The organism is Massilia sp. YIM B02763 (assembly GCF_030412015.1).
Taxonomy (GTDB): Bacteria; Pseudomonadota; Gammaproteobacteria; order Burkholderiales; family Burkholderiaceae_D; genus Telluria.
Window position 1 is genome coordinate 57,663 of the sequence record NZ_JASNRD010000021.1, and the last position, 22,893, is coordinate 80,555.

At 66.7% G+C, this 22,893-nt stretch carries 20 protein-coding genes and 1 tRNA gene; 6 read left to right on the top strand and 15 right to left on the bottom strand.

All coding sequences use genetic code 11. The annotated features are described in order from the left end of the window. Positions 1–884 precede the first annotated feature (884 nt). Positions 885–1,622, top strand: a complete 738-nt coding sequence (locus QPK32_RS21805; protein WP_290414897.1) for an integrase family protein — start codon at positions 885–887, stop codon at positions 1,620–1,622. Here QPK32_RS21805 and QPK32_RS21810 read toward each other — a convergent pair. Further along, positions 1,612–2,751: an ABC transporter substrate-binding protein gene (locus tag QPK32_RS21810; RefSeq protein WP_290414898.1), complete on the bottom strand. Its 1,140-nt coding sequence runs from the start codon at positions 2,749–2,751 to the stop codon at positions 1,612–1,614. The two genes, QPK32_RS21805 and QPK32_RS21810, sit on opposite strands and share 11 nt — an antisense overlap. Positions 2,752–2,963: 212 nt before the next feature. Between QPK32_RS21810 and QPK32_RS21815 the strand changes: the two genes are divergently transcribed. Both QPK32_RS21815 and QPK32_RS21820 read left to right on the top strand, forming a co-directional pair. Then, a complete protein-coding gene (locus tag QPK32_RS21815) occupies positions 2,964–3,743 on the top strand; it encodes a 2OG-Fe(II) oxygenase (protein WP_290414899.1) in 780 nt (259 codons plus the stop codon). A gap of 11 nt (positions 3,744–3,754) precedes the next feature. After that, positions 3,755–4,174, top strand: coding sequence for a VOC family protein (locus tag QPK32_RS21820; RefSeq protein WP_290414900.1), 420 nt, complete (start codon positions 3,755–3,757; stop codon positions 4,172–4,174). A 1-nt stretch (position 4,175) separates the two neighbouring features. Here the strand turns inward: QPK32_RS21820 and QPK32_RS21825 are convergent, their stop codons facing one another. After that, a complete protein-coding gene (locus tag QPK32_RS21825) occupies positions 4,176–5,138 on the bottom strand; it encodes a diguanylate cyclase domain-containing protein (protein WP_374046774.1) in 963 nt (320 codons plus the stop codon). A gap of 160 nt (positions 5,139–5,298) precedes the next feature. Here QPK32_RS21825 and QPK32_RS21830 point away from each other — a divergent pair. Then, positions 5,299–5,374: transfer RNA gene (locus QPK32_RS21830), tRNA-Lys, on the top strand. 103 nt (positions 5,375–5,477) lie between these two features. Here the strand turns inward: QPK32_RS21830 and QPK32_RS21835 are convergent. The 5 genes from QPK32_RS21835 to QPK32_RS21855 all read right to left on the bottom strand — a co-directional run bounded on the left by QPK32_RS21835 (position 5,478) and on the right by QPK32_RS21855 (position 10,195). Then, the gene (locus QPK32_RS21835) at positions 5,478–6,080 is read right to left on the bottom strand and encodes a response regulator transcription factor (protein ID WP_290414901.1); all 603 of its coding nucleotides are present in this window, start codon (positions 6,078–6,080) and stop codon (positions 5,478–5,480) included. A 21-nt stretch (positions 6,081–6,101) separates the two neighbouring features. Continuing rightward, the gene (locus tag QPK32_RS21840; protein WP_290414902.1) at positions 6,102–6,821 is read right to left on the bottom strand and encodes a hypothetical protein; all 720 of its coding nucleotides are present in this window, start codon (positions 6,819–6,821) and stop codon (positions 6,102–6,104) included. Positions 6,822–6,919: 98 nt separating this feature from the next. Then, positions 6,920–7,531 carry a hypothetical protein gene (locus QPK32_RS21845; protein ID WP_290414903.1) on the bottom strand — a complete coding sequence of 204 codons (612 nt, stop codon included), beginning with the start codon at positions 7,529–7,531 and terminating at the stop codon, positions 6,920–6,922. After that, entirely contained in the window at positions 7,524–7,979 is a 456-nt protein-coding gene (locus QPK32_RS21850) for a (2Fe-2S)-binding protein (RefSeq protein ID WP_290414904.1), read from the bottom strand. Before QPK32_RS21850 ends, QPK32_RS21845 begins: the two co-directional genes overlap by 8 nt. A gap of 23 nt (positions 7,980–8,002) precedes the next feature. Then, the gene (locus QPK32_RS21855) at positions 8,003–10,195 is read right to left on the bottom strand and encodes a xanthine dehydrogenase family protein molybdopterin-binding subunit (RefSeq protein WP_290414905.1); all 2,193 of its coding nucleotides are present in this window, start codon (positions 10,193–10,195) and stop codon (positions 8,003–8,005) included. Between the two features lie 185 nt (positions 10,196–10,380). Between QPK32_RS21855 and QPK32_RS21860 the strand changes: the two genes are divergently transcribed. Both QPK32_RS21860 and QPK32_RS21865 read left to right on the top strand, forming a co-directional pair. Continuing rightward, positions 10,381–10,989 (top strand): YigZ family protein, encoded by a 609-nt coding sequence (locus QPK32_RS21860; RefSeq protein WP_290414906.1) that lies wholly within the window; start codon positions 10,381–10,383, stop codon positions 10,987–10,989. Positions 10,990–11,140: 151 nt separating this feature from the next. Continuing rightward, positions 11,141–12,316 (top strand): MFS transporter, encoded by a 1,176-nt coding sequence (locus QPK32_RS21865; protein WP_290414907.1) that lies wholly within the window; start codon positions 11,141–11,143, stop codon positions 12,314–12,316. A gap of 120 nt (positions 12,317–12,436) precedes the next feature. On the opposite strand, the gene QPK32_RS21870 is transcribed toward QPK32_RS21865, so the two are convergent. The 8 genes from QPK32_RS21870 to QPK32_RS21905 form a co-directional block, all read right to left on the bottom strand. Further along, positions 12,437–13,270 carry an HDOD domain-containing protein gene (locus tag QPK32_RS21870; RefSeq protein ID WP_290414908.1) on the bottom strand — a complete coding sequence of 278 codons (834 nt, stop codon included), beginning with the start codon at positions 13,268–13,270 and terminating at the stop codon, positions 12,437–12,439. Between the two features lie 142 nt (positions 13,271–13,412). Next, positions 13,413–14,471, bottom strand: coding sequence for a BON domain-containing protein (locus QPK32_RS21875; protein ID WP_290414909.1), 1,059 nt, complete (start codon positions 14,469–14,471; stop codon positions 13,413–13,415). Between the two features lie 113 nt (positions 14,472–14,584). After that, complete coding sequence (locus tag QPK32_RS21880; RefSeq protein WP_290414910.1) at positions 14,585–15,286, bottom strand: hypothetical protein; 702 nt, start codon at positions 15,284–15,286, stop codon at positions 14,585–14,587. A 139-nt stretch (positions 15,287–15,425) separates the two neighbouring features. After that, on the bottom strand, positions 15,426–17,063 hold the full coding sequence (locus QPK32_RS21885) for a methyl-accepting chemotaxis protein (protein ID WP_290414911.1): 1,638 nt from the start codon (positions 17,061–17,063) through the stop codon (positions 15,426–15,428). Positions 17,064–17,281: 218 nt separating this feature from the next. Continuing rightward, positions 17,282–19,006 carry a hypothetical protein gene (locus tag QPK32_RS21890; RefSeq protein WP_290414912.1) on the bottom strand — a complete coding sequence of 575 codons (1,725 nt, stop codon included), beginning with the start codon at positions 19,004–19,006 and terminating at the stop codon, positions 17,282–17,284. A 51-nt stretch (positions 19,007–19,057) separates the two neighbouring features. Next, positions 19,058–19,531, bottom strand: a complete 474-nt coding sequence (locus QPK32_RS21895) for an MgtC/SapB family protein (RefSeq protein WP_290414913.1) — start codon at positions 19,529–19,531, stop codon at positions 19,058–19,060. 117 nt (positions 19,532–19,648) lie between these two features. Further along, positions 19,649–21,136 carry an efflux transporter outer membrane subunit gene (locus QPK32_RS21900; protein WP_308632634.1) on the bottom strand — a complete coding sequence of 496 codons (1,488 nt, stop codon included), beginning with the start codon at positions 21,134–21,136 and terminating at the stop codon, positions 19,649–19,651. Between the two features lie 140 nt (positions 21,137–21,276). Next, complete coding sequence (locus QPK32_RS21905; RefSeq protein WP_290414914.1) at positions 21,277–22,887, bottom strand: DHA2 family efflux MFS transporter permease subunit; 1,611 nt, start codon at positions 22,885–22,887, stop codon at positions 21,277–21,279. Between the last annotated feature and the right edge of the window lie 6 nt (positions 22,888–22,893).

The window sequence follows — 22,893 nt, forward strand, 5'->3', positions numbered from 1 at the left end:
ATTGTTCGTTGAAACATCATACATGATGTTCTTAAGAAGTCAACATCATGTTTGTGCTCGTCGGTTTGGTTGACCGGGGCTCGCGTTCTAAGGTTCCCTCTCTGCCTCGCTCCTGCAGGACTACTAGTTGATGGATCACTATCTAGACTCGAAACAAATGCGCAGTTTTCGAAGTCGATCTCAACGTCCACTATGGGTCGAATCCGGAAGTAGAGGAGATGCGATACCTGTAAGCCCTTGGGTCTGCACGCCCCCTGACACACACTGACGCGGTAAATACCCTTAGCCAGCTGAACTCAGTCGGATCTGACACCGACCTCTGGGGTTCTTCGAGAAATCCAAGTCTCTTACAACGAAATTTTGCGTTGCTGGTTCGCTCGATCCAGCCAGTCCACACTGCTCCGTCCCTCAACAGGTGTGCTGACTGTGCAGGGTGTGCGCGTCACTGGCCTTCCCTCACCTGACAAGGTGCTGGATGTACTGGCCGCCTCGCTACCTGCCATCAACAAAGCGTGCCGGATGTGCTGGGTGCGCCGACTACTTCTCCACTCTCCCATCAAAGACGTACTGGGTGTGCTGGGTGTGCAGGGTGTGCAGCCCCAATAGCCGTTCCCATCAATAGATGTGCCCGATGTGCCGGCTGTGCAGGGCACTCCGGCCCGTCCTGCGCAAAAAGCCTTTGCCAGCAGCCACCACGACCAGAAATGGACCGGACAGCTCAGCGACTTCCGGCCGGACTCGCTCACCGGCCGATGTCGCTCGCCAGACCTCACTCATTGGACCGTGAACGCTCCGGCCACGGCCTGAAACACGGATTCGAACTTCCCGGAACACCGCCAGCGCTTCCCATCAGCGTATCAACCTACCATCGAGAACCTTCAATAATGAACAGACAATTTCGCTTCAACAAAAAACTTATCGATGCCCTCCCGCCGCATCCCGAGGACGCCAAGGCCAAAGAAAGCGAGTATTCCGATACCGAGGTCGCGGGGCTGCGCATCATCGTCAATCGGCGTGGCCGCAAGTATTTCCTCTTCCGTTACTCCTTCGACGGTGCCAAGCGCAGCATGAAGCTGGGCGACTATCCACAGATGGATGTTGGGAACGCTAGGCAGCGCGCACTGGACTGTCGCCGTCAAGTCGCTACCCGGACCGACCCGCAGGCTGCGGCAGCGACTTCGGCGGCCGCTCGGCTGACGCTACGTGAGTTCGTGACCAATGATTACCTGCCTCACGCCTACGCCACCAAGCGTAGCGCCAAGGACGACGACGGGCGAATGCGCAACCTGCTTCCCGACTTCGGCGATCTTCCTCTAGCAGAAATCACAAGCCATTCCATCCAGCAGTTCCATGACCGGTTACGCGTGCAGAAATGTGCTGCCACGGCGAACCGACATCTTGCGCTCCTAAAGCGGTGCTTCAACCTGGCCATTATCTGGGGCAAGCTCGACGGACGTAATCCAGCAAAAGGGATACGCATGCATCAGGAAAATAGTCAGCGACAACGCTACCTATCAGGCACTATGGAAACCATTAACAAGATTTTGCTCTTCCAACGAAAACGCCAGCCTTCCGGCTGGCGTTTTTGTTTTCTACCCAAGCAGGTTAGCATCAGTACATGATCTTCCCACCCTCGGTAATGATGCTCAAGTCCACATAATCCGACCCATTGTGATCCCCCGCCCCGAACGTGACCGTATAGCCGCCCAGGTTATACGCCCCCATGGTCTCCAGCGCATGGATGAAATTCTTGCGCGTCGGCTCGCCCTTCACGTGGCGCAGGCCTTCGACGAAGACCTTGGCGGCCATGAAGCCTTCCAGGCTGGCGTAGTCGGCCTCGCGGCCGGACTTGGTGAGGTAGAGCTTGCGGTATTCCTTGACGACGCCCAGCTTGTCGTCCCACGGCGACGGGATCACCTGCGAGATCATCACGCCGCGCGCTTCCGGGCCCAGCTCGCTGGCCAGTGCGCGGCTGCCGACGAAGGAGACGTTCCAGAAGAACGGCACGCTGGCCGCGTCCTTGCGCATGGCGCGGATGAAGGCGGCGCTGGATTTGTAGGCCGAGATCATGACGACGGCGCGCGGCGCGGCCGCCTTCATCCTGGCGACGGCGGCAGCGACGTCGGTGCTGTTGCGCTCCACCGATGCCGTCGCGAAGACCGCCAGCTTGCGCTTCTTGAGGGCCTGCGTCACGCCTTCCAGGCCGGCCTTGCCGTAGGCGTCGTTCTGGTACAGCACGGCGATCTGCTTGCTGGCGCCGATGGCTTCCAGGTGCTCGACGATCTTTTCCGTCTCTTGCGCATAGCCGTCGCGGATGTTGAAGATGTTCCTGTCGAACGGTGCGCGGAACGATTGTGCGCCCGTCATGGGAGCGAAGAACGGGATGCCCTTGCCGACCCAGGGCAGCGCCGCGTTCGAGGTAGGCGTGCCGACGTAGCCGAACAGGGCGAATACCTGTTCCTTGTCGACCAGCGCGGCGGTGTTGGCGCCGGCGCGGGTCGGATCGTAGCCATCGTCCAGCGTCGTGAGGACGATCTGGCGCCCGTTCACGCCGCCGGCCGCATTGACCGATTCGAAATACGCGAGCGCGCCGTCGCGCATCGCCGTGCCCAGCGCCGACGCGGGGCCGGACAGCGCGGCGGACTGGCCCAGCACGATGGCCTTGTCGGTGACGCCGTTGTCGGCCAGGACGCCACCCGCCGCAAGCACGAGGCCGAGGGCGGCGCATGTTTTGGTGAAATAGCTTAGCAAGACGAGAGACCCCTCATGAAAGTAGTTGCATACTAACTGAGTCTGATTTCTGACTGGAAAGAACTTATCGGGATGTTGTGCAAATGCGGCAGTGGATCGCGCCGCTGGGCCGATTTATCGTCATTTGCAGAAACTGTTCTCTTCGGAACAGGATTTTTCTCATGCAACGTGCGGCACATAATCGTTCCATTCTTTGCACAGGAAGAACTATCATGAAAATGGCTTCACCCGATCCCTACGGCGGCTACGTCATCGCCACGCAAACCGGTTCGCTGCCGATGGGCGGCACCGTCGCCGACACGCCCATCTATGCGTTGCGCCGCCTCCCGCCCGGCATGCTGGCCTCCGCCGGCGCGGCCGCCGCGGCGGTGCGCAGCGATATCGACATCGGCGGCCAGCTCGCCTTCGTCATCGACAACGTCCTCAGCGAAACCGCCTGCCGTACCCTGATCGACATCGGCGAGCATTTCGGCTTCCGCGACGAGGCGCCCGGCATCAGCACGCCGCCCGGCATGCGCATGAACCAGGCGCTGCACTGGATGGCCGACCCCGAGCTGCTGGAACACATCTACCAGGCAATCGGGCCGCTGTTGCCGCAAACCCTGCACGGCCGGGCCCTGTGGCCGAAGCTGAGCCAGCGCATCAATTTGTACAAGTACCGCGATGGCGACGTCTTCAATCGCCACACCGATGGCGACTGGCCGGGATTCGGCTTCGCCACCGACCGGATCGGCATCGAGGAATGGCTGGGCGGCCGCTCGCAGCTGACGATGCTGCTGTACCTGAATGGTCCGGAAGACGGCGTGCAGGGCGGCGCCACCCGCCTCTACGGCGATGGCGGCGCGGTCGTCGATGTCACGCCGAAAGCCGGCTCCGCGCTGTTTTTCCAGCATGGCTTCCGACACGGGTCGGTCGTGCACGCCGGACTGCAGGTGCATGGCGACACGCCCAAGTATGTGGCGCGGATTAACGTTCTCTACGACAGCCTTTGATCGGAATCACGATGAAATATCTACACACCATGGTGCGCGTCACCGATCTCGACGCTTCCCTCGCCTTCTACCGGGACGCGCTGGGCCTGGAAGTCGTCAAGCAGTTCGACCAGCCGCAAGGCCGCTTCACGCTGGTCTACCTGGCGGCGCCGGGCGACCACCAGGCCCAGATCGAGCTGACCTACAACTGGGATCCCGAGCACTACACGGGGGGCAGGAATTTCGGCCACGTGGCGTTCGAGGTCGACGACATCTATGCCGCCTGCCGGCGCCTCATGGAACATGGCGTGACAATCAGCCGTCCGCCGCGGGACGGCTGGATGGCTTTCGTGCGCTCGCCCGACAATATTTCGATCGAGCTCCTGCAGCGTGGCGGCGGACTGGCGCCCGCGGAACCCTGGGTGTCGATGCCCAACAGCGGCACCTGGTAGTTCACGCGGCCGCCACGCCCACCTCCACCCGGTTGCGCCCGCCCTTCTTGGCCGCGTACAGCGCCTTGTCGGCCGCCTCGATCAGCGCCTCGGCCGTGTTCAGGCCTTCGGGCCGGAACGCCGCCACGCCGATGCTGAGCGTGACCATCGGCCAGTGCGCCGCCGGCGCATGCTTCAATTGCAGCGAGGCCACATGCTCGCGGATCGTGTTGGCGTGGGCCTCGGCCTGTTCCAGCGTCGTGTCGGGCAGGATGGCGGCGAATTCCTCGCCGCCGTAGCGCGCGGCGACGTCGGCCGGGCGCTTGAGCATCGCGGCCAGCGCCTGGGCCACCTGCGTCAGGCAGGCGTCGCCCTGCTGGTGGCCGAAGAAATCGTTGTAGGCCTTGAAGGAATCGATGTCGACCAGCAGCAGCGCCAGCTCTCCCCGCGCGCGCTGGGCGCGGCGCAGTTCGCGGTCCAGGGCGACGTCGAAGTAGCGGCGGTTGGCGATGCCCGTCAGGCCGTCCACGTAGGAACGGGCGCGCAGCGATTCGGCATGGTCGAGCAGGCGCTTTTCGCGCTCGACGGTGCCGCTGACGTCGCGGATCTCGACCAGGCAGAAGCGCTCGCCATGTTCCTTGAACGACGTCACGCTGACGGCCTGGTCGATGCGCGGGCCGTCGAAGCTGCCCGCTTCGCGCAGCGGGAACGGGGTGCGGTTGTCCGTCGACGGAACCGTGCAGGCGTGGTCCTCGGACAGCGCACCCAATATCGCCGCCTCGACGCGCGAGCCGCGCAGTTCCGGGAACACGTCGAACAGCGAATGGCCGCGCACCCGGGCGGCCGCGCGGCCGGAGCGCGGCACCATCCAGTTGTTCCACAGGACGATCCGGTGCTCGGCATCGAGCACGACGATCCCGCTCTGGACGAGGTTAACGGCGCGCTCGGACAGCGCGGCAAAGGTTTCGGTTTCGGTCAGGAACACGGCATCGCTTGATGTCTACGGATCAATCGATAATACCGTAAATCAATGCTCGCAAGAACATGCGATGAAGGCCATCATGCCAGGCCAAGCGGACAATTGTTGCCAATTTTCACGCAAACACTTGGCCGGGAGCCGTCGAGCCGCTATAATGCTCGCCGTCGGGTCGTTAGCTCAGTTGGTAGAGCAGCGGACTTTTAATCCGTTGGTCGCTGGTTCGAGCCCAGCACGGCCTACCAGATTCAGCGAAAACGCCAGCCTTCGGGCTGGCGTTTTTGTTTTCACGTCCTGCAAGGCATGCGGCGCGCCGCCCTGCGACTGCAGGCGCGGCGCGCCATGCCGTCACGCCGGCATGTCGATGCCTACCAGCCCGCGCTGCGCCGCCAGCACCACCGCCTGCGTGCGCGCCGAGGCGCCCAGCTTGGTCATCAGGCTGCGCAGGTGCCACTTGACGGTGCCTACCTCGATGCCCAGGTCGCGTGCGATGCGCTTGTTGCAGTGGCCCTTGGCCAGCAGCTGCAGCACGTCGCTCTCGCGGTTGGTCAGGCGGTCGCCCGGCAGGCCGTCGCGGATGCGCTCGACCACGGTCGGGCACAGGTAGCGCGAACCGGTCAGCACGTAGCGCACGGCGTGCTGCAGCTGGGCCGCCGAGGTATCCTCGAGCAGGTAGCCGCCCACGCACACTTCCAGCGCGCGGCGCACGTCCCACTCCTTGTCGCGGTTGGTCACGACCAGCACTTCCTGGCCGCGGCCCCGGCCGGCCGAGGTGCGCGCCAGTTCCAGGCCGGTGTCGTAGTCGGTGACGACGACGTCGGCCCCGGCCATCGACTCCGGCTGCTCGGCGTGCAGGGTGACCAGCCATTCCTTCGATTGCAGCAATGCCGCCAAGCCGGCGCTCATGGCCGGATGGACGTGCATGACGTGGATCGTTTTCATCGTGTTCATGCGGTTCTCCTGCGGATCGGTTCAAGCAAAACGGATGTCGCTGACGACGATCGACACCACCAGCGGCTCGGCATTGTGGCTGCCGTCCGGATTGCGCACGTAGATCATGTGGCGGGTCGGCAGCGCGATGCCGTCGACGGTGGTGTAGTCCGAGAAATAGTGCACGGCCGGCGTGCCGCCGTTGATGTCGACGTCGTAGTCGTGGCGGCGCAGCCTGGCATCCGCGCCGAAGTAGAACGTCTGCACGCGGCTGTGCGTGGCAATGGCGTCCGGATAGGTCACCTGCAGGCGGCGCCAGGTCTCGCCGTTCTCTTCCCAGGCCGACAGTTCCGCGAACTGGAAGCCGGGTTCGGCGAAGGCGAACGGCAGGGTCAGGTAGTTCCACATCGCGTAGCCGACGAAATACGCGAGGTGCAGGTCGTTCCACGGCGTCTCCAGGCCGAACCCGGCGAAGGCGGCGCGCGGGTTGTCGAGCGCTTCGACCACGGTGCCGTCCAGCGTCTCGACGGCGGCGCGTTGCGGGGTGACCGCGGTGCGCCGGTCCGGGCTGCCGAACGGCGCGTGCGAAGTCCATTGGCGGTGCAGGTCGATGGTGACGTCGACCTCGTCGAGCATGCCTCCTTTGCCCTTCATGGGCCACAGGATGCCGCCCTGGCTGAGGTGGGCCGACAGTTTATCGTGCGATTTCCAGCGGGCCAGGCCGCCGTGTGCTTCCAGGACTTGCGCGAGCAGTGCGTTCATGATGCTTTCCTTCCTTAATTTCGAAGTTGAATTTTCCGTGGTTGGCGGCCCGTCTGCGCGGGCTCGCCGTGTACTTCATTGATGCCTTACTTCATGCTTCAGTTCGGGCACGGCAACCCGGCATCGGCCCAGGCCACCAACGCCTTGACGAAGTCCTCGTGAGACATCGCCGGTTTGGTGCGGTCTGCGCCCGGGTTCCAGGCCCACAGCACCAGCGGGTCCGTCTCCATGTGCTCGATGACTTCCTTCGGGGTCTTGCGGTTGCCGTTGCGCTCCGGATCGCGCATCTGCAGGCAGATCTGTTTCTTGTCCAGGCCGTGCCAGTTCATGCTCAGCGGCGCCAGGTGCCAGTTCGGCACGCCGGGGACCCGGCCGTCGGCCGTATTGGTCGCCTGGTGGCAGGCCTGGCAGCGCAGCGCCGCCGAGCCGTGGCCGTCGGCGCCGCGCACCACCTGCTGGGCGTGGATCACGCCCCAGTCCTTCTGGCGCGGCGCCTCGATCTGGTGGCAGTTCACGCAGCGCGGTCCCATCACGACGCTGGCGACCGGGTCGAACAGCGCGGCGTCGCCCTTGCTCTTGCCCTGCTCGGCCGCGTCCGCTGCGCCGGGCCAGGACAGCGCCACCAGGGTCAGCACCAGCGCACCGGCGATGCCGGCCAGGCAGGACAGGATCGTCCTCAACATCGTTTCCTTGACCTCCAGCTTATGCATTGCCTGCCGCCTTGTGGATCGCCAGGCGGATGCGCTGGTAGGTGCCGCAACGGCAGATGTTGCCCGACATGGCCTGGTCGATGTCCTGGTCGGTCGGGTGCGGGATCTCGCGCAGCAGCGCCGTCGCCGCCATGATCTGGCCCGACTGGCAGTAGCCGCACTGCGGCACCTCCAGCTCGGCCCAGGCCTGCTGCACGCGCTTGCCGACCGGATTGGCGCCGATCGCCTCGATGGTCGTGATCTTCTTGCCGACCGCGGACGATGCCGGCATCACGCAGGCGCGGGTCGGCTGGCCGTCGACGTGGACCGTGCAGGCGCCGCACAGCGCCATGCCGCAGCCGAACTTGGTGCCGTTCATGTGCAGCTCGTCGCGCAGCACCCACAGCAGCGGGGTATCGGCCTCGGCTTCCACTTGCTGCTGCTTGCCGTTGATGTTCAGTGTGATCATGCTTTGCTTCCTGTTCTTCAAAATTAAACGGTGGCGCCGATCGGCATCTTGCGTACGCGCTTGCCGGTGAGCGCATGCACGGCGTTCGCGAGGGCCGGCATCACGGCGGCCGTTCCCGGCTCGCCCATGCCGCCCGGCGTTTCGCCGCTGTCCACGATATGGGTTTCGACCAGCGGCGCCTCGTGCATGCGCAGCACGCGGTAGTCGTGGAAGTTGCTCTGCTCGACGCGGCCGTCCTTGATGGTGACGGCGCCGTACAGTGCGGCGCTGATGCCGAACACGACGGCGCTCTGCACCTGGGCCTGCACGGTGTCCGGGTTGACGACGGTGCCGCAATCGACCGCGCACACGACGCGCGGCACGCGGATCTCGTTTTCCGGACCGACGACAGCGTCGACCACCATCGCCATGTAGGTGCCGAACGCGAACTGCACGGAGAGGCCGCGTCCCGCGCTGCCCTGCTTCGAACCGTTCCAGCCGGCCTTTTCGGCCGCCAGCGCCAGCACGTTGCGGGCACGCGGGTTGTGGGCCAGCAGGTCGAGGCGGTACTGCAGCGGATCGACGCCGGCGGTGAACGCCAGCTCGTCGATGAAGCTTTCGACCACGAACACGTTGTGGGCCGGGCCCACGCCGCGCCAGAACGCCGTCGGCACGCCTTGCGGCTCGTGGCGGGTATAGGTCACGCCGATCGACGGGAACGCATACGGCGGGTTGTCGGCGCCGTCGACGGTCTCGCTATCGAAGCCGTTGTTGAAGGCGGCCGGCATGAAGCGGCCCAGCACCGACGACCCCGTGATGTGCGCGGTCCAGGCGACCGGCTTGCCGGCGGCGTCCAGGCCCGCCTGCATGCGGTCGTAGAAATAGGGGCGGAACATGTCGTGCTGGATGTCTTCCTCGCGCGTCCAGATCACCTTGACGGGATGCTTGACGTGTTTCGCGATGCGCACGGCGCGCTCGACGCCGTCCACCTCCAGGCGCCGGCCGAAGCCGCCGCCGATCAGGAAGTTGTGGATCGTGACCTTCTCGACCGGCAGGCCGGAGGCCTTGGCCGCGACCACCTGGGCCAGGCCGATGATCTGGGTGCCGACCCACACGTCGCAGCGGTTGGCCTGCACGTGCACGGTGCAGTTCATCGGTTCCATCGGCGCGTGCGCCAGGAACGGCAGTTCGTAGGTCGCTTCCACCACTTTCGCGGCACCCTTCAGGGCGGCTTGCGGATCGTTCTCGAGGCGCACCTTGGCGCCCGGCGCCTGCGACGCCTTGGTCATGTCGGCGACGATGCTCTCGGTAGAGACCTTGGCGTTCGGGCCGTCGTCCCAGCGCAGCGCCAGCGCGGCGATGCCCTTCTTGGCGGCGCCCATATTGTCCGCCACGACGGCGGCGCAATCGTCCAGGCGCATCACCTGGCGCACGCCCTTGACCTTCATTGCCGCCGCCTCGTCCAGGCTTGCCACGCGGCCGCCGTTGACAGGGGAGATCGCCAGCGCGGCGACCTTCATGCCGGGCAGGACGACGTCGATGCCGTACTGCGCCGAGCCGTCCAGCTTGCCCTTGGTGTCGAGGCGCTTGGCCGGCGTGCCGATCAGGCGGAACTGGTCGCGCGACTTGAGCACGATGTCCTTCGCGTCGGGGACCGGCTGCTTCGCCGCCGCATCGACCAGCTGGCCGTACGACAGCTTGCGGCCGCTGGCCGTGTGGATCACGGCGCCACGCTCGGCGCGGCAGGTCGACGGATCGACCTTCCACTGCTGGGCGGCGGCGCGTACCAGCATGATGCGCGCGCCGGCGCCGGCCTGGCGCATCGGCATCCAGGCCGCGCGCATGGTGGTGGAACCGCCCGTCATCTGGCCGCCCAGCGCCGGGTTGCCGTAGCGGGTGGCATCGGCCGGGGCATGTTCCAGCGCCACGTCGGCGAGGTCGATCTCGAGCTCCTCCGCGATCAGCATCGGGATCGAGGTATAGGTGCCCTGGCCCATCTCCACATAGGGCATGACCAGCGTGACCTTGCCGCCGCGGTCGATGCGCACCAGCGCATTGGGGACGAAGCTCGCGGACGAGGAGGTGGAAGCTGCGGCTTGCGCCAGCGCGCCCGGCACGGCAACCTGCAGCAGCAGGCCGCCGCCGGCGGCGCCAAGGGCTTTCATGAACAGGCGGCGGCCCGCACGCGCAGGCGCGGGCGCGTCGTCGAGTACCAGATTCGGCGTCGTGGGATTCATCGAGGTGTCGCTTTCTCTTTCAGTGGAGGACGTGTTCCGGCGGCATCGGCGAATCTGCGGTAAGCTGTACGCTGCCGGATTGCCTTTTCGACGCGTGTCGGAACGGTAAAATGATAAGTTGCAGACGTCTTTCCGAGACGGACGAATACCCCACAATTCCGGCCATTCGATGTCCTTCCGCCAGCATGCCCCAGACCATTCCCGCCGCCGTCCACCACGAACTGATCATCAAGAAAAGCCGCTTCATCGCCTGCGTGCAACCCATGCCGGACCGCGCCGGCGCGCAGAAGGTCGTGGCCGCGCTGCGCGCCGAACACCCGGGCGCCGCGCACGTGTGCTGGGCGCTGCTGGCGGGCGGCCAGTCGGCCGCGGTCGACGACGGCGAGCCTAGCGGCACGGCCGGGCGGCCGATGCTCGACGTGCTGCGCCACCAGGACCTCGAAGGCGTGCTGGCCACCGTGGTGCGCTACTTCGGCGGCGTCAAGCTGGGGGCCGGCGGGCTGGTACGCGCCTACACGGACAGCGTGGCGCAGGCCCTGCTGGGCGCCCAGAAGATCGCGATCGTCCGCCAGCGCCACCTGGCCTGCCGCGCGCCCTACCCGCTCGAGGGCCTGGTGCGGCGCGAGCTGGAAGGCGCCGGCGCGACGCTGGACGCGGTCGAGCATGCGGACGACGTGCGCTTCGGTTTCCACCTGCCCGAGGATGCCGCGGCGGCGCTGGTGGCGCACCTGAACGAAGCGGGCAATGGGCGCATCGCCTGGCTCGATGCCGACGACGAGGACGAGGCGCAGTAGGCAGCGCGCCGCCATCATCTCGTCGAATACCGGACATCACCACTCGAAAGCGGACTTGCCCTGCGCCAGCCGCGATAATGACCGGTTCCCCCGTGCGCGCGTCATGGCTCATCCATGCGCGCGCAACATCAAACCACTACGAAAAAACACAATGATCAAAAAGAGCCTGGCCCCTCTCGCCCTCGGCGGTTTCGGCATCGGCATGACCGAGTTCGTCATGATGGGTATCCTGCCCGACATCGCCACCGGCCTGTCCATCACGATTCCCCAGGCGGGCTACCTGATTTCCGCCTATGCGGTGGGCGTCGTCGTCGGCGCCCCGACCCTCGTCAGCATGCTGTCCAGCCGTCCGCCGCGCAGCGTGCTGGTGCTGTTCATGCTGATGTTCACGGTGTTCAATGCGCTGTCCGCGTTTGCCCCGAACTTCGAGGCCATGCTGCTGCTGCGCTTCCTGGCGGGCCTGCCGCACGGCGCCTTCTTCGGCGTCGGCGCCGTCGTCGCCACGCGCCTGGCCGACAAGGGCAAGGAAGCGGCGGCGCTGGCCAGCATGTTCACGGGCCTGACGCTGGCCAACGTGATCGGCGTGCCCGTCGGCACCTGGCTCGGCCACAACATGAGCTGGCGCATCGTGTTCCTGATCGTGGGCCTCATCGGCCTGGCCACGGTCGTCATGATCAACCGGCTGATCCCGTACTTCGAGGCGGTCAGGGGACCGGGCCTGGCCCACGACCTGAAGATCTTCCGCAAGCCGAACCTGTGGCTGGCGCTGGGCATCACCTCGATCGGCACGGGCGGCTTCTTCGCCTGGCTGAGCTACATCGCGCCCCTGCTCACCGACGTGACGGGCTTCCACGCGGATGCGATCCCGCTGGTGATGACGGCGGTCGGCGTCGGCATGACGGTGGGCGTGCACGTGGGCGGCAAGCTGGCCGACAGCGTGCCGCCGCTGCGCGCCATCCTGTTCCTGCTGGTCTCGATGGGCGCCCTGCTGTGCCTGAACGCGCTGCTGGCCGGCTCGCGCGAGGCGATGGCCGTCCTGGCCTTCGTCGTCGGCGCCAACGCGCTGGCACTGGGCCCGCCGATCCAGATGCTCCTGATCGAACACTCGCGCGAAGCCGAGATGCTGGGCTCCTCGCTGGGCCAGTCCGGCTTCAATATCGGCAATGCGCTGGGCGCCTTCCTGGGCGGCATCCCGCTGACGCTGAGCTATTCCTTCGCCTCGCCGCTATGGGTGGCGGCCAGCCTGGCGCTGTGCGGCGTGTTCCTTGCCGCGTGGATGATGCAGCACGGGCGCCGCAATGCGGCCGTGCTGGCGCCGGAAGCCTGATTACTCGCTAGCCCAAAAACCGTCGCCCCGCGAAGGCAGGGGCCTAATTTCCACGTGCGCAGCGACGCATGCAAAATTGGGCCCCTGCCTTCGCAGGGCGACGTTGTTTCCCACCGGCGTTCACACCAGCAGCGCCTGCCCCATCGATGCGCTGATCGCTTCCGCCTCCTCGACCATGCGGTGCAGGCTCGCCTCGTCGAGCAGGTAGTCGAGTGCGCTTTCGCTGTGTTCCGGCACAGGCCGCTGCGTGCCCAGCGGCGACGGCACCGTCGCGTACATGTTCGCCAGCAGCAGCGTGTCGAGCAGCGTGGTGGGCGGCATGTGCATCCAGCTGCCGCGCAGGTCGAACATCGCGTCCATGATCGGCTCGGGCAGCGCCAGCTTGCGCGCCACTTCGCGCGTGACGACGTCCTCGCACAGCTCGGCCCACTTTTCCGGGTCCTCGTCGAGCAGGCCCGGATACTCGTCGGCGCGCGACAGCAGGTAGAAGCCGCCGACCTCGTGGACGATGCCGGCGAACATGGCGGTGTCCGGATTGACGTAGGTGACGCGGCGCGCGAACACGTGCGCCAGCGCCGCCACCTGCACCGTGTGGTCCCATAGCTGCTCGGCCTTGGCGCGCAGCGCGGGGTCGTCGATGCGCGCGCCGAACTGGCGCACCACCAGGCCGGCGACGAGCATCTGCAGGTTGCGGTAGCCGACCCGCGCCACGGCATCGCGCACGTTGGTGATCTGGCGCCCGGCGCCGATGAAGGCGGGGGAATTCGCCAGCGCGACGGTGCGCGCCGCCAGTTGCGGCTCGCCCAGCACGAGGCGGATCGCATCCTCCAGGTGGCAGTCCGGATCGTTCAGGGCTTGCTGCAGGCGCAGCACGGCGTTCACGCTGGTGGGAAAGGAAATATCGCCGCGCTCAGCCTGGGCGACGATGGTTCCGAAGGCTTCTAATCTGTTCACGGCGGCGATTATACGCCTCATGTGATGCTTCAGAAGCAATTTTTGGACGAGCGTTCGCTACCTGTGGTAGATCAGCAAAAAAAACGGCCGGATACAAAATCCGGCCGCCAAAGGGCAACTGAAGGGCGATTGGACGTGCTGTTTATTTGACCTGGATGGCGCTCTTGACGTTGGTGACGCCGGACACGCCCTTGGCCACCTTGACGGCCTTGTCGGCCTCGTCCTTCGAGTTGACGAAGCCGCTCAGCATGACGACGCCCTTCTCGGTCTCGACGTGGATGCCCAGCGATTCCAGCGCCGGCTCCTTGACCAGGCCGGCCTTGACCTTGGTGGTGATGGCGGTGTCGGCCGCGGCCACGCGCGTCTTGGCGGCCAGGTTGCGGGTCTTGTCGCCGGCCTTGTCGGCGCCGTTCTCCACCTTTTGCCCCGCATCGGCCGTCGCCTCGCGCGTCGTGGCGCCGGCGCGGTCCAGCGTGTTCTCGGTCTTCTGCGCCACGGTCGATGCGACTTCCTTCGTCTTGTCGGCGGCGGTGCGGGCGACTTCCCTGGTCTTGTCGACGGCCACCGCGGCGGCGGCGCGGGTCTTGTCGGCGGCGGTGTCGGCTGCAGCGGCCGTGCTATCGCGCAGCGGCGACGGCTTGGTCTCCACCAGGCATCCGGTCTTGCCGTCGTTGCCGGCCTGCGCGCACTTGTCGACGGCGGCCGACTTGGCCGGGTCGCGGGTATCGGTCGTCGTCACCAGGCCGCCGGCGGCGGTGGCACCTGCCGTGCTGGCGCCCGTGGAGGCGGTGTCCTTGCGGTCGGCCTTGGCGTCGGCGATGGCGGCCGTGTGCACGGACTTGGCATTGTCCATGCAGCTGTCCTTGTCGGCGCCCTGCCTGGCGTCGCACTGCTGCTTGGCCAGCGCATATTCGGCATCGGCCAGGTTCGAGCGCGCCTTCTCGCGGCTGCGCGGTGTGGTGCTGTACTGCGCCAGGGCGGCGTTTTCGGCGCGCACGCGCGCCACCTTGGCTTCGGCCATGCAAACGTCCTTGTCGTTGCCGCTCATCGCGTCGCATTTCGCCGTCGCCGCCTTGTACTCCGCCGCGGCTTTCTGGTTCATGTTGCGGTAGGTGGCCGGATCGTTGTTCAGCGCTACCGTCGGCGCGGCGATGGCGGTACCGGCGGCGGCCGCGATAAGCGTCGCAATCAGCGTTTTCATGGTCGATGTCCCTGTGTCTGTGGTTGTGATGGGGAGATTTAACGCCCCCTTCGTGCCGCCCTCTGTGCGGCATCGTACACTTGCCAAAAAAACCACGAGACAGGACGGGCCCGTCAGTCCTTCAGCAGCCCTTCGCGCCACAGGGGCAGCGCATCCTCGAACGGCTTGCCGGCGGCGCCGAAGCGCCTGCCGTCGCGCGCCAGGCCGACCCAGGCCCGGGTATCATGGCCACTGCGATGACCGCTCCTTGCCGCCGGCTGGGCGGCGCGCACCTTGTCCAGCCAGGCGTAGATGCGTGCATAGTCGGCCGGATAGCGGTGCTGCGTCCAGGCCAGCGCCACCAGGTCGGCATAGCCTTCCTCGCGGCGCATCTCGCGCATCGCCTTCGATGCCGCCAGCAGCGAGGGATCGTGCGCGCGTTCTTCCCCCGTCTCCACGAAGCCGGCCGGCAGCGCATGCCAGTCGCCTTGGGCATGGCGCCAGCAATGGCCCACCTCGTGGGCCGCCATGGCCTCGATCAATTCGGCCTGCTGGCCGGACGGGACGCCGTCCAGCACCCGCTCGGCATCGGGATTGCCGCGCAGCGAGAGCACCAGCTTGCAACGTCCGCCGGCGAAGCCCATCGCCATGGCCACGTCGTTCGGGCCGGCCTGCGGCTGCACGACGACGTCGATCGGCAGGTCCAGCGAGCGCGAATACGCCAGCACCGGCAGGGCGGCGTGGAGCCAGCGTCGTTCGAGCGCGGTGAGTTCGGTGGCGCCGGCCGACGGGGCCAGCGAGAGCGCGCACAGGGCGGCGAGGAGGAGCTTGGACATGGGAGGGTTCCCCGACGAAAGCGAAATGCCTATAGGCAATTCTAGCGCCGACTTAACCCTCCCTCACAAGAATAATTTGCCGCCTGGTTAAAAGCGTAATGCTGTCGAAAAACTATCTGGATCATGCCCACCCTACCGGCTAATAGGCCAGTGCCGGTGCGCGGGCGGCGGCGGAGTACGGCGCAGCGGCTGCCACTGCCACGGCGCGTCCATCGAGCTTGAACACGCCCACCAGGCGCTCCAGCTGCTCGGCCTCGTCCTGCAGGGCGGCGGCGGCGCTGCCGGCCTGCTCGACCAGGGCGGCGTTCTGCTGGGTCGCCGTGTCCATTTCGCCGATCGCGCGGTTGACCTGTTCGATGCCGGCGCTCTGCTCCTGGCTGGCCAGGCTGATCTCGGCCATGATGTCGGTGACGCGCTTGACGCTGCCGACGATCTCCTCCATCGTGCTGCCGGCCGCGTCGACCAGCTTGGCGCCCTCGTCGACCCGCGACACGGAACCCTGGATCAGCGTCGCGATTTCCTTGGCCGCCGCTGCCGAGCGCTGGGCCAGGTTGCGCACTTCGCTGGCCACCACGGCGAAGCCGCGGCCCTGCTCGCCCGCACGGGCCGCTTCCACGGCCGCGTTCAAGGCCAGGATATTGGTCTGGAACGCGATGCCGTCGATGACGCTGATGATGTCGGCAATCTGCTTCGACGAGGCATTGATCGAGGCCATCGTCTGCACCACCTGGGCCACGACGGCGCCTCCGCGCTGGGCCACGTTCGACGCCGACTCGGCCAGCGCATTCGCCTGGCGCGCATTGTCCGCGTTCTGGCGCACGGTGCTCGTCAATTCTTCCATCGACGACGCCGTCTCTTCCAGCGAACCGGCCTGGCGCTCGCTGCGCGCCGACAGGTCGTGGTTGCCGGCCGTGATCTCGACCGATGCCTTGGCGATGGTGACGGCGCCGTCGCGCACCTCGGACACGATGGCGACCAGGCCGTCGCGCATGCCTTTCATGGCCACCAGCAGGCTGTCCTTGTCGCCCGGACGCGTCTGGATGTCCACCGCCAGGTTGCCGGCGGCGATCTGGGTGGCGATGGCGGCCGCGTAGTCCGGCTGGCCGCCCAGCTTGCGCAGCAGGCCACGGCCGATATAGGCCGCCGCGGCGCTGCCGGCGGCGATGGCGACGGCCAGCAGGCCCAGCATCCAGGCGAAGAAGCTGCCCGTCATCCGGCGCGCGCTTTCGGCCGCGTCGTTGTTCAATTTTTCTTCGAGGTCGATCAGGCCGTTGACGCTGGCCAGCCAGGCGACGAAGGCGGGACCCGCTTCCTTGTCCAGCAGCACGGCCGCTTCCGCGCCGTTGCCGGCCTGGCGCAGCGCGATCAGGCGCGCGATCAGCGGCTGGGTGCGGGCCTCGACTTCCTTGATGGCGGCCAGCGCCTGCTTTTCTTCGGGCAGGATGTCGCGGCTGGCGGCGAACAGCTGGTCCAGCGGTGCGGCGGACGCCTGGTAGTCGGCGTCGAGCTTCCTGATCAGCTCGACGTGACGGTTGGCCGTTTCCGGCGTCGATGCCAGGGCGACGTCGCGCACGGCGATCGCGCGGTCGTGCACGCTGCCGCGGAAATTGATGGCATAGCGCTGCTTGACGCTGTTGACGTCGTTCATGTGGGTCAAGAGGGCATCGATCTGGCCGACCCGGTAGATCGCCAGGCCCGCCAGCACGGCCATGAGGACGAAGACGCTGCCGAAGCCGAGCGCCAGGCGCTTGCCGATGGTAAGTCCAGAAGTTGTCATGCTATTTCTCGCTGAGTGGAACCGGAATGGGCGATCCGGGCGCAGTAGCCGATCGAGGGCGATTGAAATTCTCAATCGATTTTTAATTCACTATAGCATAAAAGAAATAAAGCTTGCTTGATTGCAAGCATGCGCGGCCGCGCGAGTATGACAGAGGAACGTAAACACGTCGCCCCACGAAGGCAGGGGCGACGGTAATGATGTGGGCGAGATGCGTCTTATGGGCGCTTCGGTGCGGCCAATTCAGCCGCGGTGACGAAGCTTGGGCGGATATCGTTCGGCACCGCCTTCATCTTGTCCAGCGCCTTCTGCACGTCCGGACGGATGACGACGTAGCGCTGCATGAGGGCCTGGGCGCGCGCATAGTCGCCGGTCGCCTCGATGGTGAGGAATTCGCGGTCGAGGTCGGCCACGGCCTGGCGGATCTTCGCGAAGTCGACCGAGAAGGTGCCGTCGCCGTGCGAGACGAAGCCGCCCTTGTCGAGCAGGTAGTTGACCTGGATCGCCATGCCGCGCGCGTGCGAATCGGTCAGGCCGAAGTGCAGCGTGCGGAAGGCGGAGGCGAGGAAGGTGTTGTACAGCTTGCGCTCGGCCGCCGGGCCCTGCCCCAGCGAATCCTTCAGCTGGCCCTTGTCCATCATATACGCGAGCGCCCACAGGCCCGTCACGTCGGCCTTGGCTTCCTCGATGGTCGAGTAGGCATCCTTCAGGTCCTGGCGCGGCGTGGATGCCTTGCCGTCCTTGCTGGTCGCATGCGGGCCCAGGCCGTGCATGATCTCGTGCGCCAGGATGTGGGTGAAGAAGGAATCGAAGTCGAGGTCCTTCCGGTCTTGCGGACGCAAGACGATCTTCGAGATCGGCGTGAGCGTCGCCTCGAACTTCGCTTCCTGCACGTTCTTGAGCATCACGCGCTTGGAACCGCGCTGGCGGATCACGCGTTCGTCGTTGGGCAGGTTGTAGGCGGCCGTCTGCACGCCCATATTGCCGTCGCCCGCGCCGTAGACCTGGTTCACCACGACCATCGGCGCGATCGCCCCGACCTTCGGGTTGCGGTATTTGGCGTCCAGCGGCAGGTTGTTCTCCAGCTCCTGCAGGTGCTGGCCGAAGAAGTTCAGCTTGGCCGTCTCCTGCTGGTCGCGCACGTTGACGTAGGCTTCGAAGGCGGCCTTGTAGCCGAACAGCTCGTCGTTATAGGTCTCGTAGGGGCCGATGGTCACGTCGACCGGCGCATCGAGGTCCATCCAGGCGAAGTCCGAGGCCAGGTAGTCGTTCGACAGGAAGGCCTCGGCGCGCAGGGTCAGGAATTTCTTCAGCGAGGCGTTGTCCGTGGCGGCCGCGGCTTCCCTCAGCAGCGCGGCCAGCTTCTGCAGTTCCGGACGGTAGGCGTCCGAATACTTCACGGTTTCGAATGTGCCGTTCTTGCCGGCGCGGATCACGGTGAAGAACCATTGCGCCTGTTCCTTGTCCTGCGGGGCCAGGCCGTTCATCCACGCTTCCAGCCGTTCCTTGCCGGCGCTCTCCGGATAAAAATTGCCGCCGGCCGGCTTGTGCGTCGGGATCTTGATGCCCGCATACTCGGCCGGCATGAAGGAGCGGTGTTCGTCGAGGATCGACCACGGGCCCTTGTTCAGCCAGAAGTAGTCGCGCCGCGCCTGGCCCAGCGCCGTCTTGTCCTTCTGCAGCGCGGCCCACAGCGCCTCGTTGCCGGACCAGCGCTGGCGCAGCTGCAGCGTGTCGACGATCTTCGCCGCTTCGATCAATTTGCCGATGGCGACGCGGTCGCCGGCCGACAGTCTGGAGGTATCGGCCTTCAGGTCGACGGGCGCGTAGCGCTTGCTCATCGCCTGCAGCTGGGCGGCGGTGGCGGGATGGATGGCAGTATCGGCAGCGTGGCTCATGCCGGCGACGGCCAGCATGACGAGGGAGGCGAGGGTTTTCTTCATGGTTCATCGAAGGGGTTGCAATCGGACGATTGTAATCCCGTTCGCGACGCATCAGCCCTTCGCGCCGTTCTTCGGCAGGCGCAGGATCGCCAGGATCACCAGCGCGAACAGGGTGCTGAGCACGGCCGTCGCCTCGCGTCCCATGCCCGCGGCCACGCCGACGGCGGCCGTCAGCCAGACGCTGGCCGCCGTGGTCAGGCCCTTGATGTCGTTCTCGTCCTTCAGCTTGAGGATGGCGCCGGCGCCGAGGAAGCCGATGCCGGCCGTGACGCCCTGCAGCACGCGCGACAGGTCCTCGACCTTCATGCCGGCCTGCAGGGGGATCAGGACGAACAGCGCGGAGCCGAGCGAGACCAGCATGTGGGTGCGCAGGCCGGCCGGTGCGCCGATCGATTCGCGCTCCCAGCCGAGCAGGCCGCCGAGCACGACGGCCACCAGCATGCGCACCGTGATACGGGTGATGTCCGCGACATTACCCAGGTCGGAAAATTCGAATTGGATCGTTTGCCAGATCTGCTCCCACACGCGGTGCGCCCTCCCCCATCGTTCGAGGAAGGATGATGCCAGCTCGACGGGAATGGCGGCGCCCTGTTCGAGCGAAACGGACGCCGCCCCCGCGAAGGCAGGGGCGACGGTTCGACATTATTGGCTGCCCGCCTGCGCCACCGTGGCTTCCGGCTTGCCTTCGCTCCAGCCGCCGCCGAGCGCGCGCGCCACGGACACCGCGGCAACCAGGCGCTGGGTGCGGATCTGGGCGGCGGCGCGGTCGGCCGCCAGCGTGCTGCGCTGGGCGTCGGTGACGTCCAGGTAGGTGGAGACGCCGCGGTCGTAGCGCGCCTGCGCCACCAGCAGCGCGCGCGCCGCGGCCGCGCGGGCCTGCTCCTGCACGTCGCCCTGCTGCTGGCGCTGCTGGACGTCGGACAGCGCGTCTTCCACCTCGCGCAGCGCCGTCAGCAGGCGTCCCTCGTGGTTGGCCACCGCTTCGTCGTAGCGGGCGCGGGCCAGCTTCAGGTTGGCGCGGTTGCGGCCGCCGTCGAAGATCGGCAGCGACAGGGCCAGCGGGCCGGCCGAGAACTGGCGCGCGCTGCCCTGCGAGATGTCGGACAGGCTCTTCGAGGCGAAGCCGAAGTTACCGGTCAGCGAGACGTTCGGGTAGAACGCCGCCTCGGCCACGCCGATCTGCGCGTTCGACGCCCGCAGCTGGGCCACGCTGGCGGCCAGGTCCGGGCGCTGGCCCAGCAGGCTGGCCGGCAGGCCGACCGGGATGCTCGGGGGCAGCGGCAGCGCCAGCGCATCCGTTGCCGCCGGCAGGATCGGCTGGCTCGGCGAGGCGCCGGCCAGCACCGCCAGCGCGTGTTCCAGGTTGTTGCGCTGGCGCTGGACTTCCTGCAGGTCCGATTCGGCGTTGGCGCGCTCGATGCGGGCGCGCGCCACGTCCAGTTCGTTGGACAGGCCGGCGTCGAAGCGCGCCTGGATCAGCTGCTCGGATTCGCGGCGGGTGGCCAGCGCGTTGTTCAGGATCGCGATCTCGGCATCGAGGCCGCGCAGCTGCCAGTACGAGGTCGCCACCTGGCTCGACAGCATCAGCAGCACGCCGTCGCGGTCGTCCTGGGCCGCCAGCGCCTGGGCGTCGGCCGCTTCCACGCTGCGGCGCACGCGGCCCCACAGGTCCAGCTCCCACGAGAAGTCGGCGCCGATCGAATAATTGTTGCCCTCGATGGAGCGGTGCCCCAGCGCCAGGCCCTGCGCCGTCTCGGCCGAGGTGCGCGAGTTCGAGATGCCGGCCGAGGCGTTCAGCGCAGGCCGCTGGGCGGCGCGGGTCACGCCCAGTTGCGCCTGCGCCTGCACCAGGCGCTGCGCGGCGGCGCGCACGTCGGGATTCTGCTGCATGGCGCGCGTCTCGAGCTGGTCGAGGGTGGCGTCGCCGAACACGGTCCACCATTGGGCCGGCAGGCGCGCGGCGCTGTCGACCTGCGTGCCGGCCTGGGCGCCGGCGTGGCGGTAGGCCGCGTCGGTGGCGCCTGGCGGCGCCTTGAAGTCGGGGCCGAGGGTGCCGCAGGCGCTGACGAAAGCGGCGACGGCGAGCGCCAGGACGGTGCGGGTGAGAGGCTTGATCATCATAGTTTTCATTGAATTCTCCGTCGTCCCCGCGCAGGCGGGGACCCAATTTTGCTGGCGGACCGCACACAACTTGGGTCCCCGCCTTCGCGGGGAGTCGGCCCCGGCAATGTCGGGGACGACGTGCAAACGGTACGTTCTATTGTTGACTGTCAGTGACCACCACCGCCAGCCCCGCCCGGCGACTTGACCTTGTCCGCGAACCACAGCGGAATGCAGGCCGCCAGCAGGATCACGCCGACGATCAGGAAGGCGTCGTTGTAGGCCATGACGAAGGACTCGCGCCGCACGATGCGGTCGATCGCGGCGATCGCCTGGTTGGCCGCCGTCGCCGGGTCCATGCCGGCGCCCATGAAACCCTGGGTCAGCTGGTCGATGCGGCTCTGCGTGGCCGGCGCCGCCAGCGACACGGCTTCGCCCAGGCGCGCCGAGTGGAAGTGCTCGCGGTTCGTCAGCGTGGTCGCCAGCAGCGCGATGCCGACCGAGCCGCCCAGGTTGCGGGTCATGTTGAACAGGCTCGATGCCGATCCCATGTCGCGCGGCGCCACGCCGTTCATCGCGAAGTTCGACATCGTCAGCATCACGAACGGCTGGCCGATGGCGCGGATGATCTGCGTGAGCATCAGCTGGTCGTAGCCGGTGGTCGCGTCCATGAAGCCGTTCATCACGCACGAGACGCCGAACATCGTCAGGCCGAACATGCACAGCAGGCGGTTGTCGACCTTCTGCGACAATTTGGCGACGAACGGCATCACGAACAGCTGCGGCAGGCCCATCCAGGCGATCACTTCGCCGATCTGCATCGGCGAGTAGCCGGCGATCTGGCCCAGGAACAGCGGCAGCAGGTAGGACGAGCCGTACAGGCCCATGCCGACCACGGACGACAGCACGGTCGCCACCATGAAGTTGCGGGTGCCGTACAGGCGCAGGTTGACGAAGGGCTCGGGACGCGAGAAGCCGATCACGATCCAGCCCAGGATGCCCACCAGCGCCAGCGCGGCGAAGGTGATGATGAAGCTGGAGTCGAACCAGTCCTTGGTATTGCCCTCTTCCAGGAAGATCGTCAGGCTGGCCAGGCCCGTGGCCATGAAGGCGATGCCCAGCCAGTCGGCCTTGAACAGCGCCTGCAGGTTCTGCGGTTCCTTGTCCAGGCCCCACCACATGCCGCCGATCAGCAGCACGCCCGGCACGAAGTTGATGTAGAAGATCCAGGGCCAGCCGTACAGCTCCGTGAGGTAGCCGCCCAGCGTCGGGCCCATGGCCGGCGCCAGCGTCGCGGTCAGGCCGAACATGGCCATGCCGGCGGCGCGCTTGGAGGGCGGCAGGCGCGTGAGCACGAGGGTCATCGCCATCGGGATCAGCGCGCCGCCCGTGAAGCCCTGCAGCATGCGGAACACGATCATGCTGTCCAGGCTCCAGGCGGAGCCGCACAGCGTGGAGAACAGCAGGAACAGCGCGGTCGTGCCCATCAGGTAGCGGCGCTGGCCGAAGGCGCGGGTGAACAGCGCCGTCATCGGGATCACCACGATCTCGGCGCACAGGTAGGCGGTCGAGATCCACGAACCCTCTTCCTGCGTGGCCGACAGCGTACCGAGGATGTCGCGCAGCGAGGAGTTGGTGATCTGGATGTCGAGCACCGCCATGAAGGCGCCGAGCAGGCCCGCGGCCACCGCGATCCAGGTGCGCAGGCTGACCTGCGTCCCTTCGGCGGGCATGGCCGGCATGCCGGCCGGCGCGCCCATCGGCTTGGTGGAACTCGTCATGGGGTG